This window comes from Alistipes sp. An66 (assembly GCF_002161445.1).
GTDB classification, from domain to species: domain Bacteria; phylum Bacteroidota; class Bacteroidia; order Bacteroidales; family Rikenellaceae; genus Alistipes; species Alistipes cottocaccae.
Window position 1 is genome coordinate 1 of the sequence record NZ_NFHT01000026.1, and the last position, 18,129, is coordinate 18,129.

General features: G+C 42.1%; 10 protein-coding genes and 1 pseudogene. 2 read left to right on the forward strand and 9 right to left on the reverse strand.

From position 1 onward, the window contains the following. Nucleotides 1-142 precede the first annotated feature (142 nt). From B5G16_RS11860 to B5G16_RS11895, 9 genes and pseudogenes are all read right to left on the reverse strand, one after another. The gene (locus B5G16_RS11860) at nucleotides 143-3,070 is read right to left on the reverse strand and encodes a type I restriction endonuclease subunit R (RefSeq protein ID WP_239406102.1); all 2,928 of its coding nucleotides are present in this window, start codon (nucleotides 3,068-3,070) and stop codon (nucleotides 143-145) included. 45 nt (nucleotides 3,071-3,115) lie between these two features. Beyond that, on the reverse strand, nucleotides 3,116-3,511 hold the full coding sequence (locus B5G16_RS11865) for a restriction endonuclease subunit S (RefSeq protein ID WP_087264141.1): 396 nt from the start codon (nucleotides 3,509-3,511) through the stop codon (nucleotides 3,116-3,118). Next, nucleotides 3,484-4,419: a restriction endonuclease subunit S gene (locus tag B5G16_RS12920; protein ID WP_442856550.1), complete on the reverse strand. Its 936-nt coding sequence runs from the start codon at nucleotides 4,417-4,419 to the stop codon at nucleotides 3,484-3,486. The genes B5G16_RS11865 and B5G16_RS12920 overlap by 28 nt, the downstream gene beginning before the upstream one ends. Then, a pseudogene (locus tag B5G16_RS12925) lies at nucleotides 4,402-5,823 on the reverse strand (type I restriction-modification system subunit M); the annotation flags it as partial. The gene B5G16_RS12920 and the pseudogene B5G16_RS12925, both read right to left, overlap by 18 nt. 3 nt (nucleotides 5,824-5,826) lie before the next feature. Next, nucleotides 5,827-7,320, reverse strand: coding sequence for a type I restriction-modification system subunit M (locus B5G16_RS11875; RefSeq protein ID WP_087264145.1), 1,494 nt, complete (start codon nucleotides 7,318-7,320; stop codon nucleotides 5,827-5,829). A 42-nt stretch (nucleotides 7,321-7,362) separates the two neighbouring features. Beyond that, entirely contained in the window at nucleotides 7,363-8,580 is a 1,218-nt protein-coding gene (locus B5G16_RS11880) for a hypothetical protein (RefSeq protein WP_087264147.1), read from the reverse strand. Continuing rightward, entirely contained in the window at nucleotides 8,558-10,945 is a 2,388-nt protein-coding gene (locus B5G16_RS11885; protein ID WP_087264149.1) for an N-6 DNA methylase, read from the reverse strand. Before B5G16_RS11885 ends, B5G16_RS11880 begins: the two co-directional genes overlap by 23 nt. Before the next feature lie 70 nt (nucleotides 10,946-11,015). Further along, a complete protein-coding gene (locus B5G16_RS11890) occupies nucleotides 11,016-11,954 on the reverse strand; it encodes a helix-turn-helix transcriptional regulator (RefSeq protein ID WP_162612070.1) in 939 nt (312 codons plus the stop codon). A 107-nt stretch (nucleotides 11,955-12,061) separates the two neighbouring features. Next, nucleotides 12,062-13,435 carry an ATP-binding protein gene (locus tag B5G16_RS11895; protein WP_087264154.1) on the reverse strand — a complete coding sequence of 458 codons (1,374 nt, stop codon included), beginning with the start codon at nucleotides 13,433-13,435 and terminating at the stop codon, nucleotides 12,062-12,064. A 612-nt stretch (nucleotides 13,436-14,047) separates the two neighbouring features. Between B5G16_RS11895 and B5G16_RS11900 the strand changes: the two genes are divergently transcribed. Together B5G16_RS11900 and B5G16_RS11905 are read left to right on the forward strand one after the other, a co-directional pair. Then, nucleotides 14,048-15,475 carry a metallophosphoesterase family protein gene (locus B5G16_RS11900; RefSeq protein WP_087264156.1) on the forward strand — a complete coding sequence of 476 codons (1,428 nt, stop codon included), beginning with the start codon at nucleotides 14,048-14,050 and terminating at the stop codon, nucleotides 15,473-15,475. Nucleotides 15,476-15,479: 4 nt separating this feature from the next. Further along, nucleotides 15,480-17,810 carry an ATP-binding protein gene (locus B5G16_RS11905; RefSeq protein ID WP_087264158.1) on the forward strand — a complete coding sequence of 777 codons (2,331 nt, stop codon included), beginning with the start codon at nucleotides 15,480-15,482 and terminating at the stop codon, nucleotides 17,808-17,810. Nucleotides 17,811-18,129: the final 319 nt, after the last annotated feature.

Below are 18,129 nucleotides of genomic sequence, written 5' to 3' on the forward strand. Positions count from 1 at the left end.
AACACAAAAAGAAGAACAACACGCCGCGGCGTGTTGTTCTGAAACCAAGAATCGCTATATTTGCATATCTGAAGAATCTGAAGGCACCTCCCCAGACACACTTTTTGAAACACTACCCTGGAATGAACTGGAGATTATAATTTTAATAGTACATCTCGATGTACTGATATGCTTTGTCGAAGATGTCCTGATCTTTAATCTGATAATTGACCCATAAGATAGAGCGAAGCTTCTTTTTAATTTCGCGTCGTGCTGTTACGCTCTTGAATGCATCCTTGAATTTACGAACAATAGCTACGACATTTTCATCGATATCGTTCACCACGCGTTCGACGATGATGGGGGTTTCCGGTGTTCGCACACTCTCGAAAAGCTCCGTTAAGGCTGCACGTGCTTTGGCTCGCTTGTCTTCGGGTTGATTCTCGCGCTTTTCCTCTTCGAGTAGCTCTCGCGCTGTGGCCAGAAGTTCCCGAAGAAAATCGATGCTTGTGATGAGATTCTCCTCCATCCGCTGCCGAAGTTCGTTCAGCTTTTCGGCAAAATGTTTATATCGAGGATCTCCCTTGTGCTCACCCAATCGAAGTCTGAGCATTTTCTCGATCTCCACAGCTCTCTTTTTGGCTTTCTTGGCGTCGTTGATTACAGAATCAATCACATCGGCGTCAACCACCAAATCTTCCAATGGCGTGCCAATATCGATGGTGTCGATGTTGTTATGGATGATTTCGATGGTCTTGGCCCCCAATAGGGTCCAGATCAGCGCACCGTCGTTGCCTACCGGACGCACGCTTTGGTATACCTGTGCCGACCAGATGTAATCGGTCTGATATTTGAAAAGTTCCGGATCTGGGCTGACCGTTTCCCATGCTTTCGCCAATCTTGCAAAGTGACGGGCGTAATTGGTTTTTACGGTATCTTCTTTCAGGCACTGTTGTGCTGCCTGCAGCCCTTCCCAGCCACCTACCGTGCGATCGACGCCAGGGAAGAACGCAATACACTCATTGATGAACTCCGGAATGCGTTGCTTGATCTCCTCGATATTTGAGATGATGGTCTTGATGCTCTCTTCATCGAATGCAAGCGCTCGGGCCACGTTGTCGAAGACGCCGACAAAATCGACGACCAGTCCGCATTTCTTGTCCACAGTATATTTGCGGTTGGTGCGGCAGATCGCCTGTAACAGCGTATGATCCTTCATGGGTTTATCGAGGTACATACACTGCAGAATGGGGGCATCGAATCCGGTCAGCAGCTTTGATGTGACGATGACAATCTTCAAGGGTGACAGAGGGTCTCTGAACTTGTCGAGCAACCGCTTCTCTTCATCCCGGGAGCGTTTGTAGGGCTTGTACAGGTCGGCTTTGTCGCCTGCGGTGTGCATTACGATGGTCGTTGCATCTTCTGTCCCCAGCAACGCATCGATGGCCTTTTTGTACTTGACGCAGCACTCCCGATTGTATACCACAACCTGTGCTTTCATGCCTGCCGGCTCTACGTAATCGCGGAAATGCTGTACGATGTATTTGCAGACATCGTTGATACGTTTGTCCGATGTGAAGAAGGCTTCGACCGAGGTTCTTTTGACCAGCTCGGCTTTCTCCTCCTCGCTGATCTGGTCGGTCAGTTCGTCGAACTCCTCCTGCAATGCCTTTTCATCCAGATGCATCTCTACCGGAACCGTTTTGAAGTTCAACTCCAAGGTGGCTCCATCCGCTACGGAGTTCTGGAAGGTGTATTTCGAGAGGTAACGCTCTTCGTCCTCCTCGGCGCCGAAGGTCGCAAAGGTGTTGTGGTCGCGACGATTGATCGGCGTACCGGTCAGTCCGAAGAAGAATGCGTTGGGCAGGGCCGTGCGCATCTTGGTTCCCAAATCCCGCTCCTGGGTACGGTGTGCCTCGTCCACCATCACGATGATATTCGAACGATCGGACAGCATGCCCTGTACATCGCCGAATTTGAAAATCGTGGTGATGAGAATCTTTCGCTGATCCTGCTTGAAGAAGTTTTCCAGCGACTCCTTGTCGGGTGCCGATTCGATGTTGGGAATCTCTGCACGGGTAAAGTCTCCGGTAATCTGATCTTCGAGGTCGATACGGTCATCGACAATCACGACCGTCGGAGCTTTCAGCTCATTCTGCTTGCGGAGCTTCTGCGCGGCAAATACCATGAGCCACGACTTTCCTGAACCCTGGAAATGCCAAATCAAACCCTTCTTTGGGCCATATCCATTGCGGAACGTGGTCAACACACGCTGCACAATGGCCTCTCCACCCAGATATTGCTGATAGCGGCAGACAACCTTGATCTTGCGACCTGTCGATGTCGCGGAAAATACCGTGTAGAAACGATAGATGTCGATCAATCGCTCCGGAGTAAGCAGGTGCCGGAAGTTGTGCTCCACGTCATTCAGGGTTCCGTGATGACGCTCCTCGTCGGCGAACCACGGGCCCCATTTGTCCGCCGGAAGCCCTACACCGCCATACTGCAACTCTTTGCCTTCGGAGGCAAAGCACAGGATGTTGGGCACAAACATCTCCGGAATGCTCCGTTGGTATTGAAGCATGTCGTTTGCCCCATCCGCCCACGTCACCTGCGGCCGCACGGGAGTCTTGGCCTCACCGATGACCATGGGAATGCCATTGATGAGGAGCACCAGATCGAGACGCTTTCCTCCGTCGCGGCTCGGCCGGGGAAACTCCCACTGATTGGTCACCACGCAATGGTTCTCGGCCGGATTCTCGCTGAAGAAGCGGATGTTGATGTTATCACCGTTTTCGCCGAAAGGCTCGGAATTCTCCTCGAAGAGCAACCTGCGGAATCGGTCATTGGCCTGAATCAACTCATCCTGCGAGTTTCCGCTCATGATGGCCGATCGCAGCTTGTAGATGACCTGCGCAGCCTGGTCGGCCGTGATTCCGTTCAGCCGGATCAGTGCATCCTGCAGCCACGGCTCTACCAGTACGGAGTCTGTCGAGCGGGGAATATCGTTGCTCGCCACATACTTCCAGCCGCATTGAGCAGCCTTGGTCAGCAACATTTTTTCAATCGTATTCTCTTCGTTGAATATCATGGGTTCGTCGTTTTATGATTCATGCATCGGTTTGGGCTGCGATTTTTACTGCATCAGACTTTTCATCACCCGGTCGATTTTCTCGATAGCCTGACGTAACTCCGATTTGGATTTTTCGGCTTGTTTTGCAATCGAAATAAAGAGCTCCTGATGTTCTCTCGGTGGAACTGGGATTGCAATTTGCATATAATCATCCATATTGAGATTTTGTATCCCGGTTGTTTGATTTCCCATACTTCGTATTTTCATTTTGTTCATTTTATAATAGTAGAACAAAAAATGAAATAAATAATAGGATTCAATGTCACCAATGCTGCGTAAGGTCTGTGTGAAGTTATTAGCTACGTATGCATCATTTTCATTAAAATAAGCGACACGACCAACAGGGTTATCTTTCGTGCCCCCTGAGCGCTCTAATAAAATATCGCCTTTTTTAGTAATTTTTTCTGTAGCTTAGTGTCGGATATATTTCGTGTAACGGTTTCTGTTAAATCTAATGTACCATCATTTGTTATGTTGGTAGTTCGAATAACTTTGATTCCGTTCCCAGTTTTATCTTCCAGTCCCCAATCACCTGGGAATGATTTACTAATTAATTGAGCAAGAGGTTTAGTGGCATAATTCTGTCCTTCAAACATTTCGATAAATTGGGCTTTGACCATTTCATCGGTTGCCGCAATCATCTTTTTGTAGGCCTCTTTTAACTCATACGCCGCCCAGAGTTTATCCGATATCTTTTGTTGGATCTCTTTGGGAGGTAAATAAAATTCAAATGATGAAAGTTGTTTCCATTTAATGCGGCGAGTAAGCCCTCCGCTAGAATTGGAAACAATAAAATCCCATAATTGCTTATTATAAAGAACGAATATTAAGAATCCGTCTACAATTTTTTTGTGATTTTCTCTAATGGTTAAAATATCAGCAGAACAAACTCCATCAAAATCAGCGCGGGGCGCTCGTTCTCTAAAATCACTACCATATAGGCTTCTGCGGACTAATAGATAATCCCCTGATTGAAATAACTTTTGAGCGGATGTTATATTTTGGGTTGAAGCCCTTTTTTTTATTCTGAAATCATATTGGGATATGCAATCAGACCCAATAAAATAATCATACTTAGATTTAGATGGGTCGTCTATACGTATTGAATATTCAGAAGCGACATCTCCTAATGTTACTTTTTCCCAAAGATCTCTATTAAATTCGTTTAATACAGTTGTTTCAATATCTTGGATATGATATGGTTCTTCTACAAATGAGAGCTTAGATAAGGCTATCTGAACTCTCTTACGGCTATCATTAAAATCGGATAATAGAATCGTGCTGTTTTCTATTTGATTATCTGATATGGCTTTAACGTATGATTTTATGTTTAGATTACCTCCATTCTGTAGAATTTCTTTGATGCTTACATATTTAGAGAGGCCAGGTATATCGTTTTCATTATTATATGCCTCCATAATATGTGCAATGTCATCGGAAAACAAATATGCTTGTTTCCCTTGTTTGTGTGTAAATTTCTCTGCATCAATAAATAATATCCGACCTTTCTTGGATTCAGGCTTATTATTACTGCATATGAGTATAAAGCTTTCTAGGCCAGAGTTATAAAATAGGTTTCGTCCTAAACCGATGATTGCGTCAATGCAATCTGTTTTTACATGGTTGATTCTAATTTCCTTATCTTCATCACGATTCAATACTCCATGAGGCAAAAGTATAGCGCTTCGCCCTGTTTTATTATCCATGGACGCTAATATATGCTGAATGAAAGCATAGTCTGCCCGAGCTTGCGTTGGTGTGCCCAGAAAATTCCGGCCCCACTTGTCGTGAGCAAACGCGTCACGGTCCCATTGTTTGATTGAGTAGGGCGGATTTGCAAGGACGATGTCGAATTGACGCAGCCGGCTGCCGTCAAGGAAGGCCGGGTGGGCAAGGGTGTCGGCGCAGACAATCGAGAAGTCCTCAATGCCGTTGAGGTAGAGATTCATCCGGGCAATGGAGGAGGTCAGACCGTTGATCTCCTGCCCGAAAACGTGGACTCCCTGCCACTCCTCTCCTTTGTCCTTGAGGTAGGTGAGGCATTTGATAAGCATGCCTCCGGAACCGCAGGTCGGGTCGTAAATACTCTCGTTGGGGCGCGGATTCAGAATCTCGGCCATGAGGGTGACAACCGTGCGGTTGGTGTAGAACTCCTGTGCCGTATTGCCGGCATCATCGGCAAATTTTCCGACCAGGTATTCATACGCCTGTCCCATCTCATCGGCAGGACAGGCTGCCAGTGACAGGTTGTGTTTGGAGAAATCCTCGATCAGCGACGTGATGATGTGGTCGGGCATCTTGGCTTTGTTGGTCCATCCGTCCTTGGGACCGAAGATGCCTTCGAGACCTCCGATGCGGCGGCCGTCGCTCTCAACGGCCGGATTGGCCTGTTCGATGGCGATGAAAGCTTCGACCAGTTGTCGTCCGACGTTCTCGGTGACCTGGCGCACGTCGTTCCAGTGGGCTCCGTCCGGAATCCGGATAGCGAGGTCCTGGGCCTGTTCGCGGGCATACTCTTCGCCTCCTTCCTGAACGAAGGCGTTGAATTGTTCGTCATAGACGTCGCTGATGCGCTTGAAGAAGAGCAGCGGAAAGATATACTCCTTGTAACCGGCGGCGTCGATCTGTCCGCGCAGACGGACTGCAGCACCCCAAAGGAACGTTTTGAGTTCCTCGAGTGTCAGGGTTGTTATGTGTTGGTTGTCAGACATTCCTTATTGATTGATGAGTTCGACAAAACGTGCTTCGCAGCGTTTCAACGTTTCGTAGGCAGCCAAAAATTCTGCTTTGACCTCGGCATAGGGTTTTACCTCCTCGCGATGGTATTCCACATAGCGGTTGGGCGACAACGAGAAATCTTTGGCTTCAATATCGGCCAGGGTCACCACCTTTGCGAAATCCTCCACGTCGGCATAATTGGCATAGAGTTCGTACAGGCGGTCGACGTCGGCATCGGACAGTTCGTTTTGGGCCCGTTTAGGGGTAAGGATTCGACTGCCGTCGATCATCAAGATGCGAGCGGAGTGTTCGGCGGGCTTCTTGCGGCGCAGAATCAAGAAGCAGGGAGAGAGCTGCGTGCCATAGAAGAGCTTGTCTCCGAGGGTCACGACAGCCTCTACAAGGTCGCTTTGAACCAGTTTCTTGCGGATCTCTCCATCCTGATTTCCGCGAAACAGAACGCCCTGTGGCATCACGACTGCCATGCGTCCTTTGTCGAAGGACATGCTGCATACCATGTGTTGGATCCATGGGTAATCTCCGCATGAATCGGAAGGGGTTCCCCACAGATTGCGTCCATATTTGTCCGTTGACCACTCTTTTGCACCCCACTTTTCCAGCGAGAACGGCGGATTGGCAATCACGCAGTCGAAGCGGGCCAGTGCGTCGTTTTGCAGGATTTTCGGATTGCGAAGCGTGTCGCCCTGCATGATGTTGAAATCGGATGCGCCATGCAGGAAGAGATTCATCTTGGCAATGGCTGCGTTGACTACGTTCTTCTCCTGTCCGAAGATGCTGCCACAACAGAGATCGTCGCTATGCATATAGCGGATAGCCTCGATCAACATACCTCCCGATCCGCAGGCTGGGTCATAGACGGTTTCGCCGGGTTGAGGATCCAGAATGCGCACGAGCAATCGGACAACGGCTCGTGGTGTGTAGAACTCTCCAGCTTGCGCTTTGCTATCGTCGGCAAATTTCTTGAGTAGTACCTCGTAGGCATCGCCCATCAGGTCGGCCGGGTAATCTTTGTTGCCCAAACGCCGTTTGGACAAGTGCTCGATAAGATTCCGTATTCGTTCGTCGGAGAGAACCTTTTTGTCGGTCCACTTCTGTGCCGAAAAAATAGACAAAACCCCATACAGCGTATCGGGATTGGCTATTTCTATTTTGCGCATAGCCTCGACAATGGCAGAGCCAAGGTTTTCCGAACGTTCGCGGATATCCTGCCAATGGCATCCGTCCGGTATAACAAATCGATGCTGCTCCGGAAGAGAGGCGTACTCCTCGTCGCCATTGCTGGCGATAAGGGCCTCTTCGACCTCTTCATCATACACGTCGGAGATGCGTTTGTAATAAAGTAGCGGCGTTATATAGTCTTTGAAATTGTCCTGGCTAACGGGGCCTCGTATGATATTACAGGCCTCAAACAGGAAATTATACAAATCCTGAGCTCCAGACAACTCTTGTTGTTTAACTTTTTTTGCCATTGTTTATGTTTGATTTCCTACTGCGAAGGTACAAAAATATATTTACAGGGCCTGTTCAGTCTCTCTCTTTCGAATAATGATCACGTTTGTAGGATACGCAAACTTGCTGACGGTAATCTTTGTCTCTGCTTTCTGATAATCAAATGGGTGCTTATTCTCTGGTATTGCTTTGCCTTTGTATTGACGGATACCTATTTCATCGCCAGCGGAATAATCAACCTCTTTGTTTTGAAGCAAGTATTCTCCGCAGACCATTTTACCTTCAATATCACGGATTGTTCCTCTGTATACAAATTCGCAATTGGGTTTAAGATGCCATTTGGATACCCTTTCTTCCGGGGGCAACTGGCTGGCTTTTGCGAACCATAGGCATAGATCCATTGCGATGTATAAGATGGTCCTGAAAAGGTTGATATTTTTTGTGTTGCGAACATAATTATCTACATTCAGTTTGAGATCTCCTGCTCCATGCGAACCATCCTGAGTGATGTTTAGAAAATATTCTAAACTGTGGATAAGCGGTTTGGGCATTATTTCGCATCCCTCATTTACTTCGAAATAGCAGTCCTTCCCCTGCAGGAACCCACTGAAAGAGTTTAGCTCGGATAGTGAGTAGGGGATAATTCCTCGCTTTTTACATGCATGGAATATTCGCTCGACCATTTTTCTTGCCGGATTAAAGTAGTCTTGCGTATTGTTCCATCCATCCGTATACTCATACAGGAGAGCTGAGAATAATGTCTCTTCGTTATTTTCAATCAGTCGGGCTGCCTCCAATTCTTTATGGTATTTATTCCTGATTCGGAATGACGGAGAGTTGATATGAGCTACGTCTTTCCTCAATTGTTCCAGTAGTCGAGGTAATTCTCCTTTTGAAAATATTCGATTATTGGTCACGAAATACTCCAACCCATCATTTTCATACCGTTCTTCAAGAAACTCTCCTCGGCCTGAATATAGATAAAAGGGGATGGAGCGTTTTATATTATATTTCTCAATGCACGATTTGACGTCCTCAAAACCGGATAGATCTCTTTCATTTCTAGGACTATCTGAGGATCTCGCCATGTTGGCATCTGTTATGACCGCATCTATTCGATCATAACTGTGTTCCATAATCTCCCTATATTCCGTGGAGTTATGCGCTGGTTCGATGCGAATGCCTTGATTTCGCAAGAGCCGTTTTATCTCTACGGGTGATAATAATTCGTCAATCTCATCATCAACCCAGATGACGTTATAAATATTCAGATCCTCCATATTCAATAAATTTATCTGCATCAGATTCGGCGTAGATCTCGGCAGGAATCAAGATTTCAATAATGGTATTCCAAGTCTTACTGCTGGAAATATTCATATGTCCGTGATGTCTTTCCACGATGGACCATACGTGGTATCCTCCCAATCCTGTATTCCCCATTTTGCCAGCGATGCTCCCTCTGGTGACGTAGTCTTTGAGGGTGAAGCCTTCGGGAAATGGATTGCCGTTATTGGCAATAGTAATTAAAACATATTCAGTATCTTCGATTTTAGAAAAGGAAGTGCTGATTAGGACTTGATTATCAGAGGACCTTTTATTCTCAAAGCCATGTCGATAAGCATTTCTTAATATTGCATCTAATAGGACCCTAAACATATCCTCATCTATTCTTAGAACTGTATCATCAGATACTTCTGAATTGTATGTCAGATTAAAAATCGAGGAACCGTAGTTTCTCCATGAAGAAACATAATTATTGATAAAGGCGTTGATCTCAACATCTCGTATTTGTAATCTCGCCTTTGAAAAATCTGCACCAACAGCATTTATCATACGCTTCATATACATGAAGTTATCGCTGATGACATGTAAGGATGTCATCAAATCTTCTGATATAGTTTCGCTTTGTATTGATGCAAGGGTATTGCTTATCTTATCGAATGAGGCTCCCAGGATGTGCGATAAATCAGAGGATGCATCTCTAATTCCAAGACGTGCCATTTCGGCTTGCATTTCAGCCCGTTTCCTTTGGGTGTACTGCTGTTTTAAGCTATCAATGATGGCGTGTTGCTTGTTTTTGTCTGCATCAATGGCAACATTACACTCTAAAATGTATTGGGTGATTTGCCGGGTTACTCGAGCATGAAGACCATTCATTAGCGATGATAAGTTCCTGAATGATCTGCTATTAAGCAAGGTATATACAAGATAGTCAAGTGTTATGGGGGAATCCTCCTTAAGTGCAAATGCAACTTGATTCTGGTTGACGAAAAATGGTTCATCAAAAGAGCATTTACATATCTTTATCTTGTTTTGCAAGAAGGATAATACAATATGTTCGCCTTGGTAGGCCTTCATGTTGGGAGAGATCTGCGCGGTTGTAAAATTTTGCGCGGTGAATAGTAAGTTCACATCATCAGAGAAATCTGATGGGGATAGTATAATTCCTTTCTCGGCTTCGATAGGAATATTTTTACCTGGTACAATACATTCCGAGAGAAGGACGTATGTTTGCCCTTCTGCTAAAGCATCTTGGGTGATTATATATGCAGATGGAGACCAAGAAAAGTTTCGTTCGGATATTTCCGTATAATTGACATTGGCCACTACACGAGGTGTATTATTGTCAATATAACTTAACAACAATTCTACATCTAAATCTTTTGCCTTCTGAGTTATATTGATACAATCACTCCCATTGACAAAAGTGACCTTTTCCAGATGTCTGTGCTTCTTCAAAACGATGGCAACAGTTCGGATTCCTGTCCCATAAAAGATTCCGGCAGGTAGATCGATAATCATATCGAGAGCGTTTTTCTCTATGATTGACTTTCGGATCTCCAGCGTGTCCGCACCGAAGCAGGCGCTTGCAGGTAATATGAAGACTGCATTATCTAATGAAGGAGAGTATAGGAAGTTGCGCAAGATGAACTCATTAAGAGAACGATATTCCCTCCATCTGTGGTACGAAAAGGCCCGGGTTGCTTTAACTCCAAAAGGAGGTGTTGTTACCAGCATGTCAGCTTGATGGTCATTCCATCCTTGGATAGAGTCGGCCCAGGCTAGAGTGTCTGCATCTCGGCCGTGTGCATCAAGACGAACTCTCGCAAGTAAATTGATTCCAGTATCTTTTTCCTGCCCATAATATTTATATTTACTGGAAATTAGGGCGTATGAGCATAAGCCAGCAAACGGATTGTATATAAATCGAGGGTTGATACGTTTTACTAATTCTCCTGCAAGGCGAGTAATTGCTTTTGGCTGACAAAATTCTGCGGAGGCCATACCAGATTGTTGGGCCAGATGAGATATAAGGCCTTCTATAAGATCACAATAATATTTCTGATATAACTTATCATCAATATTGTTCAGCATCATAACAAGAGAACGATAGGCGTAATTATCGCTAAAGCTAAGTTGGGTTACATCCTGGAATTTGCCATATAACTCCAATAATATGTTATCATTATAGTTGGAATTTTTATCCGACCAAAATGCCAAACGCTCTAAATCCATATTTTTTAGGATTCCTACTTTCTTTGCGTACAATAGGAAAAAAATAGAAAAAGGATCCTGCTCTATTGGAAAATGGCAACCGCGAGAAATATTTATAATTGATACAATAAGTCTAGATACGAATTCCATATTGCTACAATTTACAGTCTAACATCAATCGGATTACAAAATTATACGCCATACGTTCACTCATGGTGAACTATTGATAATTTTTTAATGCTTCGCAGAATTGCTGAGCAATAGTTTGTTTCAGGCTTTCCGGCTCAAGGACTTTGAAATCTTTTCCGAATGAGAGAATCAACTGTTCTAATTCTTTATTGATGTATACCTGGATTTGAATAATTACACCGCTAACATCTTTTGATATTATGTGTTGGGTTCCATGTAGTGGTTTCGTCGCTACATATGGCCAACGATTGGCTGACACCCAGATTCTCACTGTTTCTATGTCTGTATGATCGATTCTGGTAACACCAATCATGTCATCAAAGTAGTCTTTAAAATTATACTTTGTGTTTGGGATATATTTACAGTTCGAGGTGGTTATATCTTCGATGCGATCAAACGCAAAGAGTGATAATCGACCAATATTCTCAGAAAACCCAATTAGGAACCATCGCCTATTGAACTGTTTTAAATAATATGGATGGACAATAAATTGTTGGTTGATGTTTCGTTTGAAATTTTTATAAGTGAGGACTAACGGTTGCTTGTTATTGATAGCTGAAAAAAGTTGAGCGAAATAGTCTCTACCCTTTAAATCAATATTCTCATCAAAACCAACGATGGGGTCAGATGATATTTTAATGTTTAATGTAGATTTGATTTCATCCAGCCACTCGAATTGCGGCATTCCTTCGAATCTTGATAGTATTGATAGCGTTTGCGTGATTTGCGCAAACTCATCATCATTCAGTGGTATCTTGTATATTGAATAATTCTCGGTTTCATAGGAATAATACAGGTGTCGGCCAACTCTTCGGGAAATAATCTTCGCATCTGGATAATTCGCCATAATCTGTTCCAGATCTTCGCGAATCGTATTTGTTGCAGTAATAGGGTATTCGCCGATTAATTCAAGCTCCCTATTGCATGCGTCCATTAGATCTCTGATTGAGTAGTTCTTTCTACTACTCAAACATTTATCGATGGTTTTTTGCCGGATTAGGGCATTTTTAGTCCGAGGCATGTATTATAAAGGTTGGTAGGTAGAATGTAATTTCTTCAATGAAAGATTGGGTAAAATTATTCAGCAAGCTTGATGATGTCGTCTGGCAATATTGTGTTCTTCACATCATTTTGAGGCTTATTTTTAAGAAATAGAACAGGGATTATCGTATAATTCTTTGCGAATGGTAATAAATTGGCTTTACGGAGAAGTTCTGTTGTAAGCAATTTCCCATTTTCTTGGGTAGTCCATTTACATTCTCCTACAAGTAAATATTTCTTGTCGAGAGATTCGGCCATGACATCAATTTCTACCTGTTCTGGCTTATGCTCTTCGTTGAGTACCGAACCCCACCAGCGGTTCGCTTTGTCATACAGCACTCCGTTTATCTGATTGCCTGTGACGGTATTTCGGCAGATTCGCTCCCACTGCATACTTACATACTCTGAGAAATGCGTATTCAATGCTTGTTCTATGGGGCGACGTCGTCCCAATTCGATGAATGATCGGTTCGGAACAACGAATTGGTAATAAAAGGCCATGAACGGGTCAGCAATTTTGTACAGACTCTTTTTTGAACTTTTTTCGTCAACACCAAAGGGCACTTCACGCTCCAAAAATCCGAGGTCGATAAGCTTCTTTAATGGCCGTGAAAGGTTAGTCGCAGGTTCATTGCAGCGTGATGCTATTTCTGAAAGGCGACTAGCACCACTCCCAACATATGACATAATCGTAGAAGTCTTGGCAACATCCTTGACGTCATCTTGAAAAAGCTTTATAGGTTCCTCATAAAGAGTTCCATTGACTGATAGGATATTGTACCATAAGGCATCTTTAAGAGATGCATTATTCTCTCTTAGCTCCCAATAACGAGGAACTCCACCCCATACGGAATATTCTTCAATTGCGCTTGTGGCATTAAAGCCCAATGCTTCCTGGATATATGGTAATCGGATGGGCATAAATTTCATAATAACATCTGCTCGTCCGTAAAGAGGAGCCGTAGAGCCCAGGAATAGACCATACATCATATTTTGAGATGAACCGCAAACTACAATGTTGTACTTCAGAGTTTTTTCGTCAATTAGTTTTTGAAGGACAGATGGCAGTTCGGGAGATTGTTCCACAAGGTAAGGGAATTCATCCAGGCACAGTGTGAAACGGTTGATTGTACGATAATTAATAGCTCTTAATAAAGCCTCCCAGTCTGGATAGGTGAGTTTGTCAAAATCTGGAAAGAGTTGTCCTACCACTTTGGCAAGCATGGATCGTTGATGTTGTCCTTCAGAACGATCTGCTAGAAAATAGACATCATCCTCAGTTAAAGCACGTTTTATGACGGTCGACTTACCTAATCGGCGTCGTCCATATATTACGACTAATGTGGATCTTTCCCCGGAAAGAGCCTCTTTTAATCTTGCAGTTTCATCAGTTCGATCAACAAATTTCATACTCGCAATAATTATGCATAACAAACATAATGTTTTTCAATCATAATTCCAAGCGCTTTTTGAAATAAATTTTGTTTGCGCAATTAATTTAATTATGGTAATCGTTAATAGCTTAGGTAAGCAATGTAGAGGACGATTGTTAACGTAAAAGTGAGTTAATTGGGGTAGCGTATTATGACTATGGAATGATCTCAATATGGGGCGGGCAGATCTTGTTGAGATACATATAAAATTATGATGGTTAAATGCCTCTTATGGACTAATAGGAATAGCATTAAATGGTATATTCCTGATACGGAGAATGCCTTGAAAATATAACTATAACCTTGCAATAATCAACAAGGATATATATGTGAGAAGTTATAAAGAGATTAAAAATCCTAAAGCTAATATAGAAAAGTTGATCTGAAAACAATTTTTTGTTGAAAGTTTATTGAGTAAGATAGATGAGGTCTTGGTAAATATAAATATTGAAAAGATGTGTAATAGAGTTGGGCCTGTATATAGGAATGTGTTAAGATTATATCTCTAAAATATTATTATAAATAGATGTGACTTGCAGTTTTGTTAAAAAAAGAGTAATTTAGATGTTAAATATATTCTATTTTTTTGATGAAACGTTACCCAAAGATATCGATACTCCATATTTCGGATCTTCATAAAAATGATGAGGATGATTTTAGAAATCTTTATCAGTCGATGAAGGATGATTGTGAACGTATTGAACAACAGGGTCTTCTGAAGCCCAATATTATTGTCGTAAGTGGTGATTTGATAAAGGGAGGAACTCAAGATGAAATAAAACAACAATATAAAGAAGTAAAAGTATTTCTTGAGGATTTAGTAGATTACTATCTTAATGGCGATAAGAGTCGGATTGTTATTGTTCCAGGAAATCACGATGTAGATTGGAATGTGAGCAAAAAGTTGATGAAGCCTATTCCTAACGGCTCGCCCGAAGAACAAGGAAATTACATTAAGATGCTTAATCTGTTTTTATTAGAAAAGGTGCACAATGTAAGATGGAATTGGGGGGACCAAAAATTATATTCTTTTGAACTCGGTATAGAATATAACTCCCGGTTTCAACAATTCTCTGAATTTTATAAAGCATTTTATGGCGACAGGAGTTATTCCCTTATGCCGCGTGAACAGTATGAGATTTTTGATATGCCTACATATAACATTTGCTTTGTAGGGTTTAATAGTTGTTATTTGAATGATCATATAAATAAGGTTGGACAAATTTATCCTACATGTGTATCCTTAGCTAAGACATCTGTGAAAGAGAAGGTAAACCAAGGACGAATACTTGTGGCAGTATGGCATCATAATGCTTCGGGACGACCTATGACAAATAACTATCTTGATAATAGAATATTAAACCCAATTATAGATATGGGTGTCCATATAGCACTTCATGGACATCAACATTATAGTGGAGTCGTAGAAGAATACCATAATGCATTTAAAAGAGGTAAACTGTTGATGTTCAGTACAGGGTCACTATATGGTGCAACCGAAACTCTTTCATATGGAGCTTCACGACAATATAATATTTTGGAAATGGAGCAGGAGTATGATAAACTGAGGCTATCCATTCATTTACGAGAAGATTGTAATCCGGCTGAGTATGGGATTCCTACTTGGGGAGATGGAAAGATTAAAGAAATCGGGGAGTCATCTTGGGAAACAACATTGCCGTTACCTGTACAACCTTTTGACGATATGCAATTGAGCGATTCGATCAATCGAGGTTTAGAAACAGGTAATTATACAGAAGCAATAGAACTGCTTCGAGAAAAAGCTGCGGAGGATAAAGTTGCGAGAAAAATGATGCTTGATTTGATGATGAAAGGGAAACTGTATAATGATATTATCTCGTATATTGGAGACCCTCAGACGGACGAAGATGCTTTATTGGTGATTAAAGCAGCATCTGAGTTGAACGACAAAGATATAAATGCGAGAGTAAAAGCGTATAGAGGAATCAAAACCTCTCAGAGTGCTCATATAAGAAAAATGGTAGATTATTTATAAAGATATGGCGATAGGACAGATTGAATTCAATATAGAAACTCAGCGGATACTGAAATTGCTGGCCAATGACATTTACGACTCTCCTTATGCTCTTTTACGAGAGAATGTTCAGAATGCATATGATGCTATATTAATGCGCCAGAAAAGAGAGTCATTTGATCCTAAAATTGAGATCTGCGTAAAACAAGGGGTGATTACAATCACTGATAATGGTATTGGAATGACCAGAGAAGTGATTGAAAACAACTATTGGAAGGCAGGTTCAAGTGGGAAAAATAACCCAGAGGCTCGGGCTGCAGGGGTTGTAGGTACATTTGGAATCGGAGCTATGGCCAATTTTGGTATTTGTACGGCCCTTGAGATAGAGTCGAGATATTACAGTGGTGATATTACATTCCGCAGTACTGCTCATAGAGAGAAGTTGGAAATAGGAAAGAAATGTATTGATTTGGAAGAGACAACTAAAAGGATTGAGCCCGGGACGACAGTGAAAGCAACATTGGAGGATGGAATTTGCGTTAATATGGGAAACGCGGAATCCTATTTACAACAATTTGTCAAGTATCTTCCTGTCCCTGTTGTTCTGAATGGGAAAGTGATCAGTCTGAATTCGTATTTCAACTCTAATAGTTTGATAAATGATGACATTGTCTCAAATCATTATAATAAGGGTGAGTTCTGCTTTGATTTGGATGTTTATATAGCTAAACATTCAGAGGGTAGGGTTGCTGTATATATTAAGAATATTCAGCAGAATGGAATTCCGATTAGGGGTTCTATATATCTTGAACAAAATAAAGGCGGCATTCAAGGATTAAGGAATGGTTTTGGTTTAGCTTCACTTCCTGTAAATACCAATTTCAATTTGGGCGGCATTGTAGATTTGTCGATACTAATTCCAACAGCAGGTAGAGATTCTATTAGTGTTGAAACCGTAAATAAAGCGGCACAAATAATCAACTATGTTGAAGATATAGTTGCCGAAGAATTGGCTAAAAAGGAAATATGTGATAATAATAGGCAATTTCTAAATTATGTGCAAAACCGTAAAAGATATGATTTAGCTGGTCATATCAAGATTGCTAAAGCAGGAATGGCGAGTGAGTTCCTGGAACTTGGTATGCTCAAAACAGAAATGGATGGCAAGAAGGTGTACTATTACCTGGGTACGGATCAAGGGATTATTAGTCAGTATTCTGGAGAGAATACTATGTTGGTATCATTAAGTCGTGATTATCCCAGGCGTAGTATCCAGCAGCATATGCTTATCCGGAGCCGGATTCCTCAGGTAAGTGACGATGCGATGATCCTTAAAATATATGATAGAAATGAATTGGATACTCGGGAGTTCGCATTTATTCTTAGACTGATGAGTTCATTGAAAGATGATTATCTTGTCATGGATACTAAAATAGATTTTGCAGATATTAGTCATGGTGTTACCAACCTAGTCAAGAAAAAAGAGGGAGTGGTTTGTATTTATGTGGCAAGAAACTCGAATAATGTGGCCCAGGTGTTGAAAGTGTACGATATGGATCCTAGATTATTTGATGGCTTCGTGAAAGATTATATTCGTAATTATTTGTATCAACAATTAGCGCAGTACGTTCCATCTTCCACAAGAGAAGGAGCTGATCATTTGTATCGAATGCTTCAGAGAACCAGGGAACTATATACTATAGAGGAGGATGAAAGAGGAGACATGGAGGGGTTGATTAAAGATTATATTCAAGGTAAAAGGAAGTTGAATGATGTTATCAAGGCATCAGAAGATATGCAAAAGACTCATCGTCAAATTGTAAATCTGCAGCAGGTTGGGACAATGGAACATGAGATACCGAGCATTACGCAGATAAATACCATCAATAGTGATACGCCTAAGACAGACCCTGGATTGCCTATGCCTCCCATTAAAGTGCTAGGAAATGATACCAAGATGAAAATCTTGAAGACAGCCCAACCATACCCACAATTAAATAATTTTACTCATTTCATTGCTTTATCAGATGTGGTCTTTGAAAAACAATTGGACTTCTTTTTGGATCCCCATACGACTAAAGTGATATGGGGTATGCACAAGATAGTATATATTTTTACTCATGCTTCCGGGCAATTGACGTTGTATTATGAAATAGAACTTAAGAATAACCGTTTGGCTGATGGGATGACAGGTGGGCGGCAATTGCCAACAACAACAGTGTTGTCAAAAAATAGAATTTTTGTTCCTATTGAGCCGTCATTGATTCCGTATTTTAATTTCACAGAAGAGAGAATATCATTTTATGTAAGATATGATTTAATTTCGGATTTTGAAAAGGAAATAGAAAGTAGGTGAGATTATGGACTCTTAAATGGAGTGATTCTGGTGTGGTAGCACCCATCTATTAGATGATTAAGGATTTTTGTTGATTGGTGTTTTATATGAGCGGTCGCTTATTGCGACCGCTTTTGTTAGTACTCGAGGACGTGTCTCAAAAAGTATGTCTAGAGCATAGTATTTTGATTTATAACGATTTGTTTCATTTATTTAGTATTCCGGTAGTGTTTCAAAAAGTGTGTCTGGGGAGGTGCCTTCAGATTCTTCAGATATGCAAATATAGCGATTCTTGGTTTCAGAACAACACGCCGCGGCGTGTTGTTCTTCTTTTTGTGTT

What these genes read in the sequence shown, in the direction of transcription:
- B5G16_RS11895 (WP_087264154.1), bottom strand. Translation starts at nt 13,435, where the DNA reads ATGAAATTTGTTGATCGAACTGATGAAACTGCAAGATTAAAAGAGGCT.
- B5G16_RS11880 (WP_087264147.1), bottom strand. Translation starts at nt 8,580, where the DNA reads ATGGAGGATCTGAATATTTATAACGTCATCTGGGTTGATGATGAGATT.
- B5G16_RS11860 (WP_239406102.1), bottom strand. Translation starts at nt 3,070, where the DNA reads ATGATATTCAACGAAGAGAATACGATTGAAAAAATGTTGCTGACCAAG.
- B5G16_RS11905 (WP_087264158.1), top strand. Translation starts at nt 15,480, where the DNA reads ATGGCGATAGGACAGATTGAATTCAATATAGAAACTCAGCGGATACTG.
- B5G16_RS11885 (WP_087264149.1), bottom strand. Translation starts at nt 10,945, where the DNA reads ATGGAATTCGTATCTAGACTTATTGTATCAATTATAAATATTTCTCGC.
- B5G16_RS11900 (WP_087264156.1), top strand. Translation starts at nt 14,048, where the DNA reads ATGAAACGTTACCCAAAGATATCGATACTCCATATTTCGGATCTTCAT.
- B5G16_RS11875 (WP_087264145.1), bottom strand. Translation starts at nt 7,320, where the DNA reads ATGGCAAAAAAAGTTAAACAACAAGAGTTGTCTGGAGCTCAGGATTTG.